Annotated in this window: 17 protein-coding genes; 12 read left to right on the top strand and 5 right to left on the bottom strand. The window is 61.4% G+C overall.

Features of this window, described 5'->3' with window-relative positions; translation table 11 throughout:
* Nucleotides 1-2 precede the first annotated feature (2 nt).
* Together B2G88_RS11445 and B2G88_RS11440 are read right to left on the bottom strand one after the other, a co-directional pair.
* Entirely contained in the window at nucleotides 3-566 is a 564-nt protein-coding gene (locus tag B2G88_RS11445) for a GNAT family N-acetyltransferase (RefSeq protein ID WP_054862488.1), read from the bottom strand.
* Nucleotides 567-568: 2 nt separating this feature from the next.
* Nucleotides 569-940 (bottom strand): universal stress protein, encoded by a 372-nt coding sequence (locus B2G88_RS11440; RefSeq protein ID WP_087714821.1) that lies wholly within the window; start codon nucleotides 938-940, stop codon nucleotides 569-571.
* Between the two features lie 230 nt (nucleotides 941-1,170).
* Between B2G88_RS11440 and B2G88_RS11435 the strand changes: the two genes are divergently transcribed.
* Entirely contained in the window at nucleotides 1,171-2,613 is a 1,443-nt protein-coding gene (locus tag B2G88_RS11435) for an ATP-binding protein (protein WP_087714820.1), read from the top strand.
* Nucleotides 2,614-2,629: 16 nt separating this feature from the next.
* Here B2G88_RS11435 and B2G88_RS11430 read toward each other — a convergent pair whose 3' ends face one another.
* Nucleotides 2,630-3,322, bottom strand: coding sequence for a DUF192 domain-containing protein (locus tag B2G88_RS11430; protein WP_087714819.1), 693 nt, complete (start codon nucleotides 3,320-3,322; stop codon nucleotides 2,630-2,632).
* Between the two features lie 128 nt (nucleotides 3,323-3,450).
* Between B2G88_RS11430 and B2G88_RS11425 the strand changes: the two genes are divergently transcribed.
* Nucleotides 3,451-3,828, top strand: coding sequence for a hypothetical protein (locus B2G88_RS11425; RefSeq protein WP_054862487.1), 378 nt, complete (start codon nucleotides 3,451-3,453; stop codon nucleotides 3,826-3,828).
* An 81-nt stretch (nucleotides 3,829-3,909) separates the two neighbouring features.
* On the top strand, nucleotides 3,910-4,740 hold the full coding sequence (locus B2G88_RS11420; RefSeq protein WP_054862486.1) for an MBL fold metallo-hydrolase: 831 nt from the start codon (nucleotides 3,910-3,912) through the stop codon (nucleotides 4,738-4,740).
* Between the two features lie 17 nt (nucleotides 4,741-4,757).
* Here B2G88_RS11420 and B2G88_RS11415 read toward each other — a convergent pair whose 3' ends face one another.
* Nucleotides 4,758-5,816: a DUF5787 family protein gene (locus B2G88_RS11415; protein WP_054862485.1), complete on the bottom strand. Its 1,059-nt coding sequence runs from the start codon at nucleotides 5,814-5,816 to the stop codon at nucleotides 4,758-4,760.
* 38 nt (nucleotides 5,817-5,854) lie between these two features.
* Between B2G88_RS11415 and B2G88_RS11410 the strand changes: the two genes are divergently transcribed.
* From B2G88_RS11410 to B2G88_RS11370, 9 genes are all read left to right on the top strand, one after another.
* Nucleotides 5,855-6,889, top strand: coding sequence for a beta propeller repeat protein (locus tag B2G88_RS11410; protein WP_176393219.1), 1,035 nt, complete (start codon nucleotides 5,855-5,857; stop codon nucleotides 6,887-6,889).
* A 456-nt stretch (nucleotides 6,890-7,345) separates the two neighbouring features.
* The gene (locus tag B2G88_RS11405) at nucleotides 7,346-8,575 is read left to right on the top strand and encodes a translation initiation factor IF-2 subunit gamma (RefSeq protein ID WP_054862483.1); all 1,230 of its coding nucleotides are present in this window, start codon (nucleotides 7,346-7,348) and stop codon (nucleotides 8,573-8,575) included.
* 21 nt (nucleotides 8,576-8,596) lie between these two features.
* Entirely contained in the window at nucleotides 8,597-8,998 is a 402-nt protein-coding gene (locus tag B2G88_RS11400; RefSeq protein WP_054862482.1) for a PIN domain-containing protein, read from the top strand.
* Nucleotides 8,999-9,571 carry a DNA-directed RNA polymerase gene (locus tag B2G88_RS11395; protein ID WP_054862481.1) on the top strand — a complete coding sequence of 191 codons (573 nt, stop codon included), beginning with the start codon at nucleotides 8,999-9,001 and terminating at the stop codon, nucleotides 9,569-9,571.
* A 2-nt stretch (nucleotides 9,572-9,573) separates the two neighbouring features.
* Nucleotides 9,574-9,771, top strand: coding sequence for a transcription elongation factor subunit Spt4 (gene spt4 / locus B2G88_RS11390; RefSeq protein ID WP_054862480.1), 198 nt, complete (start codon nucleotides 9,574-9,576; stop codon nucleotides 9,769-9,771).
* A gap of 20 nt (nucleotides 9,772-9,791) precedes the next feature.
* A complete protein-coding gene (locus tag B2G88_RS11385) occupies nucleotides 9,792-10,418 on the top strand; it encodes a GTP-dependent dephospho-CoA kinase family protein (RefSeq protein ID WP_054862479.1) in 627 nt (208 codons plus the stop codon).
* Between the two features lie 50 nt (nucleotides 10,419-10,468).
* Entirely contained in the window at nucleotides 10,469-11,233 is a 765-nt protein-coding gene (locus B2G88_RS11380) for a pirin family protein (RefSeq protein WP_087714818.1), read from the top strand.
* Nucleotides 11,234-11,316: 83 nt separating this feature from the next.
* Nucleotides 11,317-12,408 (top strand): geranylgeranyl reductase family protein, encoded by a 1,092-nt coding sequence (locus tag B2G88_RS11375; protein WP_054862499.1) that lies wholly within the window; start codon nucleotides 11,317-11,319, stop codon nucleotides 12,406-12,408.
* 104 nt (nucleotides 12,409-12,512) lie between these two features.
* A complete protein-coding gene (locus B2G88_RS11370) occupies nucleotides 12,513-13,223 on the top strand; it encodes a PGF-CTERM sorting domain-containing protein (protein WP_140408844.1) in 711 nt (236 codons plus the stop codon).
* A gap of 76 nt (nucleotides 13,224-13,299) precedes the next feature.
* On the opposite strand, the gene B2G88_RS11365 is transcribed toward B2G88_RS11370, so the two are convergent.
* Nucleotides 13,300-13,917 carry a hypothetical protein gene (locus B2G88_RS11365; RefSeq protein ID WP_176393218.1) on the bottom strand — a complete coding sequence of 206 codons (618 nt, stop codon included), beginning with the start codon at nucleotides 13,915-13,917 and terminating at the stop codon, nucleotides 13,300-13,302.
* Nucleotides 13,918-13,963 lie beyond the last annotated feature (46 nt).

Genomic DNA, 13,963 nt, shown 5'->3' with positions numbered 1-13,963 from the left:
CGCTACTCGAGCAGGATTGCCATCTCCTGTTCGAAGCTCTCGGTCCCAGTCGCCTCGAAGCCGACGCGCTCGTAGAGGGCGATTGCTGGCTTGTTCCAGCGCTCGACGGTGAGCCAGACGCGGTCGATGCCGACGTCGCTGGCGTGGCCCAGCAGATGCTTGAGCAGTTGGGTCCCGATTCCCGCGCGCTGGTACTCCTGGAGGACGAAGATCGCGAGTTCCCACTCAATTTCGCCGCGGGAGTCGATTGCTGAGACGTCGTCGGTATCGGGCACGAGGACGGCATGGCCAATCACCTTGCCGTCGTGGCAGGCGACCACGTTGACGCTGTAGTCTGCAATGGTCTCGAGCCAGTTGCGGATGCGCTGCTCGCCGGTTGGCGGGATCCCCTGGGCTCGGTCTGAGGGGTCGAAGGCGTCGTACATCGTGACGACGTCCTCGAGAACGTCTTCGAACGTGTCGGGTGCCTGAATGTCGATCTGTCGGTTATCGCCGTCTTCGAAGGTAGCAGACGGCGCTGGAAACGGACCGACAGGGTCGTCCGGGTACGGTCGCGTTCCGTGCATCGTTATCGCACCAGTTTGACGGTTGTCGGCGCGTTCAGGAGCACAAACTCCGTGATCGGCCCGAGCTGAATTTTCCCCATCGGCGAGAGCGTCCCGCCGCCGATGACAACCTGGTCGAACTCGCCCTGTTCTGCGTAGTTGACCAGCGAACTTCCCGGATCGCCCTCGAGTTGGATGATCTCAGCGTCGACACCTGCGTCCTCGAGATGCGCTTCGGCGTCGGCTTGCATCTCCGCTTGCGAACGCTTCGACTCGGGTTTCTCGAGGATTGCGACGGTGAGTTCGTCGTCATCCACCTCGAGTGTCCGGTCGATAGTTCGCCGGAGGGCTTTCATCGATTCGTCGCTCCCTCCGAGCCCCAGTAAGATGTTCATATACGTGCTTGTGGCCGCATACACGAAAACCGTTATGGGATGAACAGGTGTACTCGCTCGTCGACGGAGCGGATGTCAGTCGAAGACTGGCAGTTTCGGTGGCACTGACAGTCAGTGTCTGTGTTTGGCAGTTACTGGTGTTGTATCCTCAAGACTCGAGTGCTGGGACTGTCTGACACACGTTTCGCGTGACGACGCTGTTAAGGCCGTGTAGCAAGTACGATGACGGAATGAGTGACGCGGCGCTCGATGTCGTAGAGTTCCTGCTCACGACGAGCGTGTATTCGGATGACAGGACGCTTGATGAGAACGATCTGCCACCATCGTATCGCCGAGTCTTCTGGACCGGCGGAACGGGCAGCAACGAGAGCGAGGACGACAGTGAGGACGAGTCAGACACGTCGGCTGATCGCCGTCAAGGCATCACTCGCCCGCTCTCGGCAACCACCGGCACTGCTCGAGAGGCAACCGGCGTCGACCAGCCCTGGAACGCCGTCTCAGAGCTGATGTTTACCGAGCGAGACGAGTTCTCCGGAAGCATCACTCTCACCCAGACGGAACTCGCCGACCGCTGGTTCGCCGACCGCGTCGACGACGAGCGACTGCTCGAAAACCCGACGCTTGCAAAACACTTCGAAGCGCACGACGACTTCGATGTCACCCACGAGGCTGCCCGCGAGCAAAACCGTCCGATCCACGCGGATCGTGTCTGGATCGATGGCTTGCTCGAGGAGTACTTCAACGAGGACGACGACGAGGAGATGCTGGATCTCGTCGACGTGCGCGCCCCCGAGGAGGTCGATATGTCGCTCGACGACCTCGTGCTCACTGACGATCAGGAGAACGAACTCGATAAGATTTCGAAAGCTATCGAGCACCGTGACTATCTCTCCGCGATTGGCCTGCGCGAGATCGGCAAGTTGCTGTTCGTCGGCCCGCCAGGCACCGGAAAAACGTCAACAGCACAGGCGCTGGCTCAGGATATGGACCTCCCCTTCGTCGAGGTCAAACTCTCGATGATCACGAGCCAGTATCTCGGCGAGACGGCCAAAAACGTCGATAAGACGTTCGAGGTCGCAAAGCGACTCTCGCCGTGTATCCTCTTTATCGACGAGTTCGACTTCGTCGCCAAGACACGTCGCAGCGACGAACACGCCGCGCTCAAACGTGCGGTCAACACCCTGCTCAAAGCCGTCGATAACATTTCGCTTATCGACGACGAGGTGTTGCTAATCGGTGCGACGAACCACCCCGATCAGTTAGACGACGCTGCCTGGCGACGCTTCGACGAGATCATCAACTTCCCGAAGCCGGATTCGGGCATGCGGGCGGATATCCTCTCTGTCATCACCCGCCAGATGCAAATCGAGGAGTTCGATCCGCACCTCATCGCCGACGTCACCTCCGGACTGACCGGCAGTGATCTCCGAATGGTCCTCCGAGAGGCCGTCCTCGAGGCACTGACCGAGGATCGGACCACACTCACCCAGAAGGACCTCCTCAACGCCGTCGAGGAGTTCGAAGAACGTGATAGCCTGAAGAACATGGATATGATCGAGGGCGACCACGACGCGCTCGTCGCCGGCGGCGATATCGGCGGGGCGGCAAGCGATGGTGGCGAACCAGACAGTGGCGGGCACGATCACGACCACAGTCACGACCACGATCACTGACGACCGCGACTCGCTCTTACTCTGACGCCTCGAGATCGAACTCGAGAACATCCCCTTCGCGTACGCCGCGTTCGACCGTCCACTCGAGGCCGACCTCGAGGACGTACTGGCCGCGGCCGGGATAGCGCTGTGTTTCGCCGTCTTCGTCCGGTTCGGGTGCGGGCGCGTGATGAATGTCCGTAATCGTCCCCTCGGCGTCGGCGTAGATGATGTCGATGCCGAAGTCCATGTCACGCATGACGAACGTGCGGTCAGCCACGGAGTCGTAGACGAACAGCATGCCGCGGTCCGTCGGCAGGTCGTCGGTGTCGCTGAGACCGAGATATCGAAGCGCCGGTGTATCGGCGAGTGCGGCGGTCACAGAGCCACGCTCGGTGCCGTTCGGCCCAACGACTTGAATCTCGGTCGTCTCATAGTCGGCGTGAACGGACGTCTCGGTATCCTCGTCCTCGGCAGTGTCGGTGTCATCATCGGCCGTATCGCCGCCGCCGTTTGCGGTGTCTTCTGTTCGCTCGGTGTCTTGCTCGTTGTCGTCGTTTCGTTTGTCGTCTCCGTCGCCCGCAGTCGTCACCGTGGTATCGGCTTCGTCAGTCGCACTCGAGTCGGTGTTGGTTGGCTCGTCATCTCCCGTCTGACAGCCAGCGAGAGCGACCGCGCTGCTCGTCCCGAATACCCCAAGCAGGTCCCGACGCGTCCGCTCGAGCGACATAGTTTCTCGAACGTGGGTGGACAAAGTAAGTATTGTGCCGGTCTCCAACGGAGAAGACAGCGACACAGTCGTCACCGACCTGACAGCGATCAGCATACCCTTTATGCGACGGGTTCTAACAGCCACCAATGAGAGAGAGTTCGCTTCGTGAGGACACGACTCGCGTCGATACTGGCGGCGACTCCAATGGCGATGTTGCCGCTGCCTTTGCCAGTCGCGCCCAGAGTGACCACGACGACGTCATCGACCGACTCGTCGCGTTCGGCGATGCGACCCGTGATGACCGCGGCGTTCATGCCGCCCTTGAATTGCTCGTTGTCCTCGAGACGGAGACAGACGAGACACTCGAGGAACGCGAACGGCAACTCGAGGCGCTCGCAGAGACGGTCGGGATCGAACACGACACCGTCATCGAACTCTACGTCCTCCCGGCCGACCGGGTCGACGAGCAGTCAGATCACCCGTTCATCAGAGAGGCACTCGAGGGCGGCGAAGTGTATGTCTAATCGACTCGCGCGTGTTGCTCGAGGCTGCCACGCACCGAGCGTTTCTCCGGCCGTGGGGACGATCCGTGGAGGGGGACACTGATGCGTGTCACTTTACTCGGCACTGGCGATACCACCGGCACGCCGACTGTTGGCTGTGACTGTGAGACGTGTGTGGCTGCCCGTGAACGTGGCCTCGAGCGCACGCGATTTTCCGTCCACGTCGAGAATGACCGCACCGGCGAGTCACTCTTGGTCGATTTCAGTCCCGATTTTCGATACCAGTTCCTGCGCGATGACGTGGCGCTTCCTGACGCCGGCATCATCACCCACATCCACTTCGATCACCTCGATGGGCTGGGCAACGTCTTTCGTGTTTTCGACTCGCTCGATGTCTACGCCGCCGACGAGACGGACCCCAAAACTGGCTTGAGCGTCGCCGAAACCGTCGCCAGCGACTACGACTATCTCGACACCGTAACGGTCCAGCCGACAACACCGCTCGAGCCGGTTCGAATCTGTGGCTTTGACGTAACGCTCGTGCCGGTCGAGCATCCACCGCTGCTGTGTTACGGACTCGCCATTGAAGACCCAGAGACGGGCGCAAAACTTTCGCTCTCGGGCGATACGAGCTACGGCATTCCGGACCGATCTCGCGAGATTCTCGCCAACCCCGATCTCCTGCTGGCCGATGCCATCGTCCCGGCCCGATTCTGCGACCATCACCCCGTTGGCGGCCGTCACAAGGGACCCGATGGCATCCCGCGGACGTTTGGCACGAAACATATGACTCGAGAAGGTGCGCTCGCACTCGCGTCGGATCTCGAGGCTGAGCAGACTCGACTCGTCCATTTGGCACACTACTACCCACTCGAGGAGGCGTTCGCTGAGCCCCTCGCTGTCGACGGTGAGCAGTATCTCCTTCCTGAGTGAGACGGACTGTCCAGAACTCACTCGAACTGATCTAATCCTGACTGACGTCGTTGGCGACCTGCTGGATTAGCTCGCCAGGGAGTCTGTGTTGTCCGCTCTGCCTCGAGATCGACCGGTTCTCCGTCAGCGTCGTCGTAACCTGGACACGATGGCCCACATCTCGAGCCGGCATCGACGATCTCGCCGGCCCACTGGCAGTACGGAAGTGTCGCCCCAGTCTCGTTCGGATCAGTCGGTGAACAGGCACCACAGGCTGGCAGATCGTACGTTCGCCAGCCCTTGCCGTAGGCTCGCTCGGCGAGTCGACGACGCGCGCGTGCTTTGGCCCCTGCATCGACGACGGCGATCTCAGTTCGGCCGGGATGGGACTCGAGCGGCTCGATACCCGGCTCATCAGTCGGGAGCGGCGTCGGCTCACGAATCACGTCAATGTCGACCTCGAGTGGCTGTGGCGAGTCCGACTCGCCGCGGTGGACACGCCAGACACCGACTTCGTCGGGGATGCGGTTCAGATGCGCACGCGTGACGTAACTTTCCGTCGCGAGGATAACCTCGTCGACCAGCGCGAGACTGACGTCCGTTCGTAGTTGCGCCTCGAGGTCGCCCGGTCGGCCGAGGTCGGGCTTGTTTTCGATGCCGACCAGCCGCCCGTACCAGTCGGGGTAGCGGGCAACCTGACGGACGTACGTTCGGCCGTTGCGTCGTTCGCGTTCGAAAAAGCCAATCTCGCAGGCGCGTTCCATTGCCCGGCGCGCCTGTTTTGGATGGCACTCGTCGGGGAACGCGCGCTTCCAGTACCGAGCGCGGCCGGGACCGACGTTGGACGCGATAGCCGCGTCCGGAATCGTCTCGCTCGTCAGCGCGAGTCGCTTCTCAAATGCCGGGCCGGGGTCGACACAGATCACGTCGAGAATCCGACCGCCGGGATCGGCGACGCTCGCGCCGAGCTGGCGGGCGATGAGTCCCGGTCTGTCGGCCTCGAGATGGGCACACACCTCGAGTTCGAACGCGAATTCCGACACGGTCACAGTCAGGGGCGCACTCGAGAAAAGTTGTTGGATCTGGCGTTCGGTCATAGCGAACTATTTTCACGATTTGGTTATTTGTGAGATATATGCTATTAGTTGGGAGCGACGACGGTGTGTATCGAATTTCCGGAGACAGCGACGGTGATGGCGGTGACGCCCGTGACAATACCGAATTAACGCCGGATAACGCGATGAAGGTCCTTGAGTCCGGACGCGTCATGCGCCTTCGTCGATTCGACGGCATCGACGGTATATTCGCGGCGACGAAGACGGGACTGTATCGCTCGCGGGACGGAACCGGGACCCAGTGGACATTACTAGGCACTCCCCAAGAGAAGGTGTATACGGTCGCCGCAACGCCGTCCGGAAACCGGCTCTTCGTCGGAACGCGGCCGGCACACGTCTACACTGCAACCATCAACGGTGACGAATCGAAGGGCGGGCTCGAGTGGACCGAGTGTGAAGGGCTCCAAACTCTCCCTTCACGCGAGGAGTGGCGGCTCCCCCGTCACGAAGATCTTGCGCAGGTCCGCGACGTTCACGTCGATACTGGAGCGTCGGATCCTGCTCAGATACGAGTGGTCGCTGGGATCGAAGTTGGCGGCGTACACGTCAGCAATGACGGCGGAAAGAAGTGGACGGAGCGGTCCGACAGCGTTCACGACGATATCCACGAGCTCCACGTTGTCGCGTCCGGAGAGTACGTCGCAGCTACTGGCAACGGCCTCTACAGGTCGGCCGATGCTGGTCAGACTTGGAACCGATTAGACCACGACCTTGAGCAGTCGTACTTCCGGTGTGCGTTCTCCATCGACGAGACCATCTATGCGTCCGCAGCACGTTCGAATTCCTCGACATGGGACGATGAGAAGGCTGCTCCCGCTCTTGTCGCGTACTGCGAGTCTACGCTCGAGACGGTCGATCTTCCGCGCGAGGACGAAATAATCACCGGAATGACCGCCGTGGACGGCAATCTTGTCGTCGTGACCCATCGCGGGTCGCTGTTTGTGCGCCGAGCGGACCGCTGGGAGCAAGTGGGGACGGTTTCGGTTCCGGGACCGCTCACGGGTCGGTACACGCCGGTTACGTGGATCGATAGCGGGACGGCACCGAGTAATTGAGATAACAGACCAGAACGTAATTCCCCACGCGGTCGCTGCTCAATTCGTCGGAACTTCGGTGATGTACCTATCACCTTGAACGGTCTTTGGCCTCGTCTGAGCGTTTTCCCACTAGAGCAGGCCAATTTACTGAGATTCTTCCCAATCCTGAAACGCTGTTTTAAGGTTCAATGGCGACTCTATAGTCACAACTGCAACGATTCATACTGATCGCCGATCTGCCGTGTGCGATGACTTGCAGCGGCTACGTGAACCGGGTTCAGCGCTGTCTGGACAGCTACTGGTCTGTTCCGTCCAGTTCGGGCGGTAACGCCTCGAGTGTGTGGTGACGACACTGCTCACGAACCGTAGTTTCGAACCCAACTCTCACCGCGTGGCTGGGACAATTCGGCGGGATAGCTCGCAACCTTTATCAAGCGCACGACGGAAGCCATAGCTAAGATTACTCACCGTCTTATGGCAGGAAATCAACAACCGGAGGTGAACATCGGGCTCGTCGGTCACGTCGACCACGGCAAGACCACGCTGGTTCAGGCCCTGAGCGGCTCGTGGACCGACCAGCACTCAGAGGAGATGAAACGCGGTATCTCCATCAGGCTTGGCTATGCGGACGCGACGTTCCGCTACTGCGACGGCCTTGAGGAACCCGACTGTTACACCGTTTCAGAGGAGTGTCCGGACGGCTCGGAAAGCGAGCCACTTCGGACCGTGTCGTTCGTCGACGCCCCAGGTCACGAGACCTTGATGGCGACGATGCTCTCCGGAGCATCGCTGATGGACGGAGCCGTGTTGGTCGTCAGCGCCAACGAGCCCGTCCCACAGCCCCAGACCGAAGAGCACCTGATGGCGCTCGATATCATCGGCATCGATAACATCGTCATCGCCCAGAACAAGGTCGACCTCGTCAGCACGGACCAAGCCCAGCGCAACTACGAGGAGATCCAGGAGTTCGTCTCCGGAACCGTCGCCGAAGACGCACCGGTCGTTCCCGTCTCTGCTGGCCAGGAAGTCAACATTGACCTCCTCATTCAGGCTATCGAAGACGAGATTCCGACGCCCGAGCGCGACCCCGATGCCGATCCGCGCATGCACGTCGCCCGGAGCTTCGACATCAACAAACCAGGCACCACCGCTTCCGACCTCTCCGGCGGTGTCCTCGGCGGCAGCCTCGTCCAGGGCGAACTCGAGGTCGACGACGAGATCGAGATCAAACCCGGCCGCGAAGTCGAAGAAGGCGGCCAGACCGAGTACGTCCCAATCGAGACGACGATCCGCTCGCTGCAAGCTGGCGGCGAGGGAGTCGACACCGCAACACCCGGCGGCCTGCTGGGTGTCGGGACTGGACTCGATCCATCGTTGACGAAAGGTGACGCCCTCGCTGGCCGACTGGCCGGGCCACGCGGCTCGCTTCCGCCAACCTGGCAGGCGTTCACGATGGATGTTGACCTCCTCGAGCGTGTCGTCGGGACTGACGGCGGCGAAGTCGAGGAGATCAGCACGGGCGAGCCGCTGATGATGACCGTCGGGACGGCAACGACCGTCGGCGCGGTCACTAGCGCACGTGAAGGCGAGTGTGAGGTTAACCTCAAACGGCCCGTCGCGGCCGAACCCGGCGCGAAAATCGCGATCAATCGCCGTATCGGTGCTCGCTGGCGACTGATCGGACTCGGGACGCTCAAGGAGTAACATTACGGGCACTGACGACGAATGAGTACGGGCACAGGACCGGCACAAGTCGCACTGGATACGAGCGCGCTCATGATGCCAGTCGAACTCGACGTGCGATTGTTCGACGAACTCGAGCGCGTCCTCGATGGCTACGAGCCGACTGCGCCACAGGCCGTCATCGAAGAACTTCGTCGCCTCTCTGAGAAGGGTGGGACGGAGGGGACGGCAGCGAACGTCGGCCACGACCTGGCGACTGAACGCTGTCTCATCGTCGACACGGAGGCATCGTACGCCGACGACGCGCTGGTCGAACTCGCCCGTCGGGGCACCGTCGACTACGTCGTCACGAACGACCGCCCATTGGGCGACCGGGTGCTCGAGGCGAGCGTACCGGTAATTGCATTACGCGGGAGAAACAAGTTAGCGATAACTCAACCATAGATGTACAAACGGGTCAGATTGAAAGATACGGTGGAGGTACCGCCTGAGGCACTCGGTGACGTTTCGCCGAACCTCGTGAAGCGACTGCTACAGGACAAACTCGAAGGCCGAATGGACGAAGAAGTCGGCAGCATCGTCTCGGTGACGAACGTCCACGATATCGGCGAGGGGACAGTGCTCCCGAACGAACCTGGCGTCTACTACGAAGCCGATTTCGATGCCCTCACGTTCGATCCACAGATGCAGGAAGTCGTCGACGGGACGGTCGTCGAAGTCGTCGAGTTCGGTGCGTTCGTCGGGATCGGCCCCGTTGACGGCCTGCTCCACGTCTCCCAGATTTCCGATGAGTATCTCGCCTTCGACGGCGAGAACCAGCAACTGGCGTCGAACGATTCCAACCGAACGCTGGGCGTCGAAGACGCCGTCCGCGCACGAATTGTCACCAAGAGCATCGACGAGCGCAACCCACGTGACTCGAAGATCGGGCTCACCGCGAAACAGCCCGGCCTCGGCAAACACGGGTGGCTCAAAGAAGAACACGAGCGCCAGGAAGCCCCTGCAGAGGGTGAATAACCATGGCTTCAGACCGTCTCGTCTGTCGTGAGTGTCATCGGGTCAACGACCCGGACAACGAGACCTGCGACGCCTGTAACTCCTCGTCGCTGACCGAGGACTGGGCTGGCTACGTCGTCATCGCCCATCCCGAGGAGAGCCAGATCGCAACCGAGATGCAGGTCACCGAATCCGGCGCATACGCGCTGAAGGTCCGGTAACCGTTTCTATCTCTGTATCCGTGACTTCTGATGAATCCGACCCAACTCGAGACGGATCGCCAGCGTCTGCGCCCGATAAAGCGGGCGACGGCGACCACAACGATGGCCAGTCCAACGACCAGTTACTCGTCCTCCCCGATGCTCTCCGTGCTGAACTCAAAGAGCCAATCGGGCCAATCGAGACCGATGCCAGCGTACTTCTCGCCGATGTCGATGGGCCACTGATCGCTGTCGGCGACGTCGTCACCTACCACCTTCTCGAGGCCGGCCGGACGCCCGACGTTGCACTCGTCGACGAACGAACCGAACGTGAAGCGGTCGGCGACGAGATTCAGGCGGCTGTCACTGATGACATCCACCTCGAGGCCGTCAATCCGCCCGCCGAAATTTCGGTGGATGTTATCCGTGCGTTACGCGAGGGCCTGGCCCGCGAGGAGCCGACGACGATTCTGGTCGAGGGCGAAGAGGACCTCGTTGCCCTCCCCGCAATCGCTGTCGCTCCCGAGGGCGCACACGTCGTCTACGGCCAGCCCGGCGAGGGAATGGTCCACGTCGACGTGACCGACGACCATCGCCGTGAGATGCGCGACCTGCTCGAGCGCTTCGAAGGCGACACCGAGCGACTGTGGACGCTGCTCGAGGAGTGAGCACTCTCGCCAGCCGGGTTGCTTATCTGGACAGCGACCCGAACCCGACTATGAACCCGGACGCATCCGACGCCTCGAGCGAGCCGATTGCGGGCGAGACGGTTCGCCACGGCACCGGCGTCAATTCGACGCGCGCGTTCCCGACGAACGCCTTTCCCACACATCTTGATCCGTTCGTCCTCTTCGAGCGCTTCTACATCGAGCCCGACGACGGCTTTCCGATGCACCCACATCGCGGCTTCGAGATCGTCTCGTACATGCTCGAGGGCGGGATGGACCACGAGGATTCGCTGGGCGTTTCTCACACGGCGACGCCTGGCGAGGCCATGCATATTACGGCTGGCCAGGGAATTCGCCACTCGGAACTGCCCGCAAACGGCGCGGGCTGTAGCGGCCTCCAGCTGTGGATCAACCTCCCGCGCGAGGAGAAAGACAGCGACCCCAACTACGCGGACGCGGCGGCCGACGACCTGTCGACAGTCGAGGAAGACGGGGCGACGATCACGACCGTCGTCGGTGAGGGATCACCGCTCGAGCCAACGACCGAACTCACCTACCACGACGTGCGTGTGACAGACACCTGGACGTGGACAGTACCGGACGGCTGGACCGGCTTTCTGTACGGTGTTTCCGGTGAGGGGACTGTCGCGGGACACGAGTTCGAGGAGGGTGACGTGTTCCCACTCACAGAATCTCGGTCGGTCGCCCTCGAGAGCAAGGGCAAAAACGAGACCGAAAGCGAACTCCGCGTCGTCGCCGTCGCCGGCCGTCCACACGGCGAGGTGATCCAACAGCAGGGACCGTTCGTGTTGTAGCACACGGGGCGACGCTGACACGACTGCCACTCGAGGTGCAGCCTTCGACAGAATATTTATTCGCCGACGTGAACGTACTGACCATGTATGATTTCGTCGTCGTGGGCGTCGGCCCGGCCGGGGCGCGGTTCTCGCGACGAGCCGCCGAAAAGGGCTACGACGTACTCGCCTTAGAGCAGGGGACCGTTGGGACGCCGCTTGCCTGCTCGGGTCACGTCAGCACCGACATCTGGGAGTACACCGGTCAGGGCGCTCGAGACGACCTCTTTCAGAACGAGATTTACGGCGCGCGATTCCACGTCGGCGGCCCACACAGTGACTCGTATCCGTTCTACAAAGACGAGGTCGCCTCAAACGTCATCGACCGCGTCGGTCTCGACCAACACCTCGCCGACCTCGCTCGAGAGGCTGGCGCAGACGTTCGCGAGCACCACACCGTCACCGAGGTCGACGAACACGCAGACCACGTGACGGTGACCGCCAGCGGTCCCGACGGCGTCGTCACCCACGAGGCCCGCATGGTCGCCGGCTGCGACGGCCCGCGCTCGAGAGTGCGCGAGGAGTGTGACCTTCCACAGCCCGACGAGTTGCTCCACGGCGTGCTGGCCTTTTCGGACGAGGATGACCACGAGAACTTCGTCGACGTCCACCTCACCGCGCCAACCTTCTTCGCCTGGCGCATCCCTCGTGGCGAGGCCGGCGTCGAGTACGGACTGGCTACCCCACCGGGCGTGCACGTGAACAAGCACTTCGAGGAACTGATCGATGGCTACGAAATCGACGTCTCACACCGCTGTTCCGGCGCGATTCCTGTCGGTCCAGCAGATCGCGTCACCTCCCGGCGCGTCTTTCTCATCGGCGATGCGGCCGCCCAGACCAAGCCCTTCACCGGCGGCGGCATCCTCTACGGCATGACCTGTGCCGACCACGCCGCCCGCGAAATCGACCCCCAGCGACCGACGACGCTCGCGGCCTACGAACACGCCTGGCGCGATGATCTGGCTCGAGAACAGCAACTGGCCCACTGGATTCGCCGCGCCTACTCGCTACCAGAGCCGGTCCAGCGAGTCGGTCTCGGCGCGCTCTCGGGCGAAATCGGCGTCCACATGGACCGACCGACCTCGCTGCTATCGCTGGATCATCTGCGCGTGATGCTCTCGAGGCTTCGTGGCTAACCCCCTCGAATGACACGTAACTCGGTCAGACAGAGCACGCTAGCGGTGCAAAATCTGTTTTAGCTTTCCGCTGCTTTATGTGAGATGGAAACAATGATTGGCGTATGAACCGACGGCACATGCTCGCAACGCTCGGCTGTCTCTCTGTGAGCGCGGTCCCGGCGGCCGCAAGCGCACGCACTGACGAAGCGGACTGTGAACTGACTGAGATTGCGACAGCCATGTCGGGTGATGAGGTCATTGCAACTGAAGAGGTTCCCAAAGCGTGGTGGGACCAGGTCGAACGCTCGCGTGATGTCGCGGACGAATTGTCCGCGGAATTGGCGGACAAACCCTGGTTCGAGAGGACCGGGCGCTCACTCGGTGAGGACGAAATCTGCGACCGCAACGCCTTCGTCGTCACGGTATACACCTCGGACGAAGAGGCGGCCCGTTCGGAACTCGAGGACTCTCGAGACGGAGTCCCAATCGACATCGACGAGGTGAGCGACGACGAGGGACCGGAACCACTGGGCGGATCCATGGACGGCGCGGGCGACGAGGACGACGACAACGAGTCTACGGACGACGATAGGCCGGCTGAAAATGAGACTGACGCGTCGGACGACGACCTCAATGGCGAAAGCGACTCCTTGAACGAAACGACGAGTGGCGACGACGGTGCCAACTCGAGCGACGCCAATGCCGTAGACAACGAAACCGACACGGCTGGCGACAGCGATTCGATACCTGGATTCGGCGTCCTCGGCACGCTCGCTGGACTCGGCGGAGTCGGATACGTTCTGGCGAACCGCGACCGCGACGACCACGCCTGATACGCCTGCTGTCGGTCGCTCTGAGTGATCGGCGCTCTCTCGAGGCTTCGTGAGCACCGCCAACTGGCGAGACAATCTACTCGAGGTCTAGTTCTACGCTCGAGTTGATAGAAACGTCTTCTATCTGGATGGATTCTCCTGACTCACAGATCGGATTCGGGCAAAGTACCACCGTCGACTGTGCAACTGCGTCGAACTGGTCGTCGGCCTCGAGTGCAACGCGCGTTGAGGTGATGTTACAATCGAAGACACGGCAGGGGATTCGCAACACCTGCTGCGTGTCGGTGGCTGGAACGACCAGCTCGAGAAGGTACACTGCTGGAGCCCAAACCGTGAACGAATAGATCGAATCGGCCGGTACAGTCTCGGTTTCGTCGAAGACAACCTCGCGTTCCCACATGTCGATAAGCCGAATATCGATATCGCGTTCCGTGATCCTATTCCAGAGGTAGATGTCGTGCGGTTCGAACGAGTCCTCGAGGGCCGCTTCGCTTCCGATTGCTATCGTCTGAGCAGGTTCGCGTTCGTCGAAACGTCTTGGATTCATATCGCGAAAATCGGCTGTGGCGATTGGAAACTCGGCCGCCGAACGCGGGATGTACGACCGATCACGCGAGTCAGACTGGGGTACCGTACAGCCGCCAAGCACCGCACCAGATCCGCACACGCTGGCGAGAAGCGTTCGTCGTCTCATACACCCCGCTCGAAGGCTACGGTAAAGTGTTTTTGTACTCACTCCA

Origin of the sequence: Natronolimnobius baerhuensis, from assembly GCF_002177135.1 — an archaeon.
Classification (GTDB): domain Archaea; phylum Halobacteriota; class Halobacteria; order Halobacteriales; family Natrialbaceae; genus Natronolimnobius; species Natronolimnobius baerhuensis.
The sequence above is the reverse complement of the archived record's forward strand: the minus strand, read 5'-3'. Positions and strand labels throughout refer to the sequence as shown.

Excerpts from the sequence above, each read along its gene's own strand:
- B2G88_RS11445 (WP_054862488.1), bottom strand. The coding sequence starts at position 566 with ATGCACGGAACGCGACCGTACCCGGACGACCCTGTCGGTCCGTTTCCA.
- B2G88_RS11440 (WP_087714821.1), bottom strand. The coding sequence starts at position 940 with ATGAACATCTTACTGGGGCTCGGAGGGAGCGACGAATCGATGAAAGCC.
- B2G88_RS11435 (WP_087714820.1), top strand. The coding sequence starts at position 1,171 with ATGAGTGACGCGGCGCTCGATGTCGTAGAGTTCCTGCTCACGACGAGC.
- B2G88_RS11430 (WP_087714819.1), bottom strand. The coding sequence starts at position 3,322 with ATGTCGCTCGAGCGGACGCGTCGGGACCTGCTTGGGGTATTCGGGACG.
- B2G88_RS11425 (WP_054862487.1), top strand. The coding sequence starts at position 3,451 with ATGAGAGAGAGTTCGCTTCGTGAGGACACGACTCGCGTCGATACTGGC.
- B2G88_RS11420 (WP_054862486.1), top strand. The coding sequence starts at position 3,910 with ATGCGTGTCACTTTACTCGGCACTGGCGATACCACCGGCACGCCGACT.
- B2G88_RS11415 (WP_054862485.1), bottom strand. The coding sequence starts at position 5,816 with ATGACCGAACGCCAGATCCAACAACTTTTCTCGAGTGCGCCCCTGACT.
- B2G88_RS11410 (WP_176393219.1), top strand. The coding sequence starts at position 5,855 with ATGCTATTAGTTGGGAGCGACGACGGTGTGTATCGAATTTCCGGAGAC.
- B2G88_RS11405 (WP_054862483.1), top strand. The coding sequence starts at position 7,346 with ATGGCAGGAAATCAACAACCGGAGGTGAACATCGGGCTCGTCGGTCAC.
- B2G88_RS11400 (WP_054862482.1), top strand. The coding sequence starts at position 8,597 with ATGAGTACGGGCACAGGACCGGCACAAGTCGCACTGGATACGAGCGCG.
- B2G88_RS11395 (WP_054862481.1), top strand. The coding sequence starts at position 8,999 with ATGTACAAACGGGTCAGATTGAAAGATACGGTGGAGGTACCGCCTGAG.
- spt4 (WP_054862480.1), top strand. The coding sequence starts at position 9,574 with ATGGCTTCAGACCGTCTCGTCTGTCGTGAGTGTCATCGGGTCAACGAC.
- B2G88_RS11380 (WP_087714818.1), top strand. The coding sequence starts at position 10,469 with ATGAACCCGGACGCATCCGACGCCTCGAGCGAGCCGATTGCGGGCGAG.
- B2G88_RS11375 (WP_054862499.1), top strand. The coding sequence starts at position 11,317 with ATGTATGATTTCGTCGTCGTGGGCGTCGGCCCGGCCGGGGCGCGGTTC.
- B2G88_RS11370 (WP_140408844.1), top strand. The coding sequence starts at position 12,513 with ATGAACCGACGGCACATGCTCGCAACGCTCGGCTGTCTCTCTGTGAGC.
- B2G88_RS11365 (WP_176393218.1), bottom strand. The coding sequence starts at position 13,917 with ATGAGACGACGAACGCTTCTCGCCAGCGTGTGCGGATCTGGTGCGGTG.